Raw genomic sequence first — 2,988 nt, 5'->3', positions numbered from 1 at the left:
GCCCCACACACACCCATCGTCCAAGCAAACCACATCTACGCGGTTGGCCGAGTCCAAGGTGGACCAATGGCCAAAGGCCACGCGCACATCTGCTGTCAATCGGCCCGGAACATCAAACCACGGCATCAGGTGATTGGGTGCTTTGTCTGCGTTTTCTTTCACACTGAAATCCATCGCGCCCTGTGCATCGCAAAAGCGCAAGCGGGTGAGTGCGTTAACAATCACGCGCAAGCGGTCAGCACCCTGTAGGTCATCACGCCACACATTGGGCAGCCCGCCATACATTTGCGGCATGAACTGCACCCAGTCGCCGCTGCGCAGCACGGCTTCTACTTCGCCGGCCAGCGCTAGGGTTTGTTGCGCTGTCCATTGCGGCAGCACGCCTGCATGCACCATCAGCACTTGACCCACTTGAACGGCCATGTTTTGGTGGCGGAGCCAGTGCAGCAACTCGGCGCTATCGGGTGCGGTCAAGATGTCTTGGGTGGTGTCTTGTTTGTTGGGTTTGCGCACGCCGCGTGACACGGCTAGCAAGTGCAAATCGTGGTTGCCCAGTAGGCATTGCGCACTGCTGCCGTAGCCCATCAATCGGCGTAGCACGCCTGCGTTATCGGGGCCACGGTTAACCAAGTCGCCCAACAAGTAGAGCGTGTCGCGGCTGGGGGAGAACGCGATGTGCGCTAACAAACGTTCTAAGGCTTCGTCGCAGCCTTGCACGTCGCCAATCAAGTAAAGTGCCATGCAGGAGATTGTGATGGATGTTTTACTGATTGTTTTTTTAACGCTGCTTAACGGCATGTTTGCCATGTCAGAGATGGCTTTGTCGTCTAGCCGCAAAGCGCGCTTGGCGGCGTTGGCAGAAGCGGGCGACAGTGGCGCTCACGCGGCGCTGCGTTTGATGGAGCAGCCCACGCAGTTTTTGTCGACCGTGCAAATCGGCATCACCTCGATTGGCGTGCTGAACGGCATTGTGGGTGAGGCCGCGTTTAGCGCCGACTTTTCGTATTGGTTGTTGGTTCAAGGCGTGCCCGACAACTGGGCCTCGGGCCTGGCCACTGCGTTTGTGGTGACCATCATTACCTTTAGCACCATTTTGTTTGGCGAACTGGTGCCCAAGCGCATTGGCCAGTTGTTTCCAGAAACGGTGGCACGCTTGGCCGCCCCCGCCATGTTGGCCTTGGCCACCTTGGCCAAGCCTTTTGTGTATTTTTTGTCGGCCAGCACCAGCGCCATTTTGAAGTTGCTGCGCGTGGATGTGCACGGCGCTCGAACGGTGACAGAAGAAGAAATTTCAGCCAGCCTGGTGGAAGGCGTGGATGCCGGACTGATTGAATTGCACGAACACCAAATGGTGCAAAACGTGTTCAACCTCGACGAGCGTCCGCTCACTTCCATCATGGTGCACCGCTCCGACATCGAGTGGCTCGACTCAAAGCTGCCCGTGCCCCAAGCCTTGGCCCAAGTGGGTGCCAGCGGTGCGCACTCGTGGTACCCCGTGTGTCGTGGTGACCTCGACAACGTGGTGGGCGCGGTGAGTGTGTCTCAGCTTTTGCGCTTGCCACCCGGCACCGACATCACGGTCGAGGCCTTGGCCAAGCCTGTGGCCTTTGTGCCTGAAACCTTGAGCGGCATGGACTTGCTGGAGCAATTTCGTAAGCCTGCTGAACGCGCCACCGCCCATGGTCGCATGGTGTTGGTGGTGGACGAATACGGTGTGGTGCAAGGCCTGCTTACACCGCGAGATTTACTCGAGGCCATCACGGGTGAACTTTTGCAAGCCACACCTACCAATGAAGCTTGGGCCACACAGCGCGAAGATGGCTCATGGTTGGTGGACGGCATGATGCCTGTGACCGAATTTAAAGCACGCTTGGGCATCAAAGAATTGCCCGACGAAGACCGTGGCATTTACAACACGGTGGCCGGCTTGGTCATGGCCATTTCTGGCGAGTTACCCGCCCTAGCCGATGTGGTGATTTTTGGTGAATGGCGTTTTGAGGTGGTCGACTTGGACGGCCGACGCATCGACAAAGTGCTGATCAGCTGTGCCGATTAAACGCGGCGGCTGGCGCGGCGGTTGAAGGGCACTTGATACATCCACACGGGGCGTCCATCGCGGCAGGTCAGGATGGCGCTGGGTATCAGCTCTTGGGCTTCAAACTCTAGGCTAATCAGCCACGCGCCACGGCGCAATTCGGCCTCGGCTTTTTCGACCGCACGGGGCATGCTCTCGGGGCGTTGGAACATGTAAACCATGTCAAAGCTGCGCCAGTCCACCAGCCAAATATCACCTTGGCGAATCTTGGCAAACGAGCAGCGCATGGCGCTGAGTACGCGCAGCGGCCAGCTCATCTCCACCCCATGAAGTTCGGCGCGCGGAAACGCATCACGCAAAGCCAGCAAGCCATCGCCTAGGCCACTGCCTGCATCCAAAATACGAGCGCCTGCGGGCAGGGTGATGTGTTGGTGCATTTCGCGCAGGGCGCGTCTAGGCGTAGGAAAAAGCGGGGCATCGCGCCACGCTTTGCGTGGGTAAACCAACACGATAAGCCCCAGCAAAAACAACCAGCCTATCGGCGGCACGCTGAGGGTGGCTGATGAGGCCAGCATGGACAGCGGAAAGCCCAACACGATCAGGGCCTTGCGCATGGGCGTGTGCGCTAAGGCGCTTAAAAAGCCACCCAAACAAGTAGCTGCAATGAAGGCGATGGTTTCACTTAGGCCCACCACTTGCAGGCCCTTAAAGATGAGCCAAGACGAACCCCAAGCGAGGAGGGCGGGGATGGGCCAAGTCATGAATTTCATGAGAAAGAATCATAGAGCCAACGTGACAGCGCGTGATGGACAGATGACTGAAAATCAAAATCTTATGAATCAAACGTCCACCCGCACTCTTAGCACCCTCGATGAAATGCGCGATGCCTTGCGTCGTGTGGGCCACTTGAAGGGGCGACAGCCCGATGCGCAGTCCTTGCAAGAGGTGCAAGC

3 protein-coding genes are annotated in these 2,988 nt (G+C 58.0%); 1 reads left to right on the top strand and 2 read right to left on the bottom strand.

What is annotated here, in order from left to right; genetic code table 11:
• Positions 1-741: symmetrical bis(5'-nucleosyl)-tetraphosphatase (locus ABWP81_RS08085; RefSeq protein WP_353140938.1), on the bottom strand; the 741-nt coding region annotated here is incomplete at its 3' end.
• A 13-nt stretch (positions 742-754) separates the two neighbouring features.
• Between ABWP81_RS08085 and ABWP81_RS08080 the strand changes: the two genes are divergently transcribed.
• A complete protein-coding gene (locus tag ABWP81_RS08080) occupies positions 755-2,056 on the top strand; it encodes a hemolysin family protein (protein WP_353140936.1) in 1,302 nt (433 codons plus the stop codon).
• Here the strand turns inward: ABWP81_RS08080 and ABWP81_RS08075 are convergent.
• Positions 2,053-2,805, bottom strand: a complete 753-nt coding sequence (locus ABWP81_RS08075; RefSeq protein ID WP_353140935.1) for a class I SAM-dependent methyltransferase — start codon at positions 2,803-2,805, stop codon at positions 2,053-2,055. The genes ABWP81_RS08080 and ABWP81_RS08075 overlap by 4 nt on opposite strands.
• Between the last annotated feature and the right edge of the window lie 183 nt (positions 2,806-2,988).

Source organism: Limnohabitans sp. (assembly GCF_040401135.1).
Taxonomy (GTDB): Bacteria; Pseudomonadota; Gammaproteobacteria; order Burkholderiales; family Burkholderiaceae_C; genus Limnohabitans.
The sequence above is the reverse complement of the archived record's forward strand: the minus strand, read 5'-3'. Positions and strand labels throughout refer to the sequence as shown.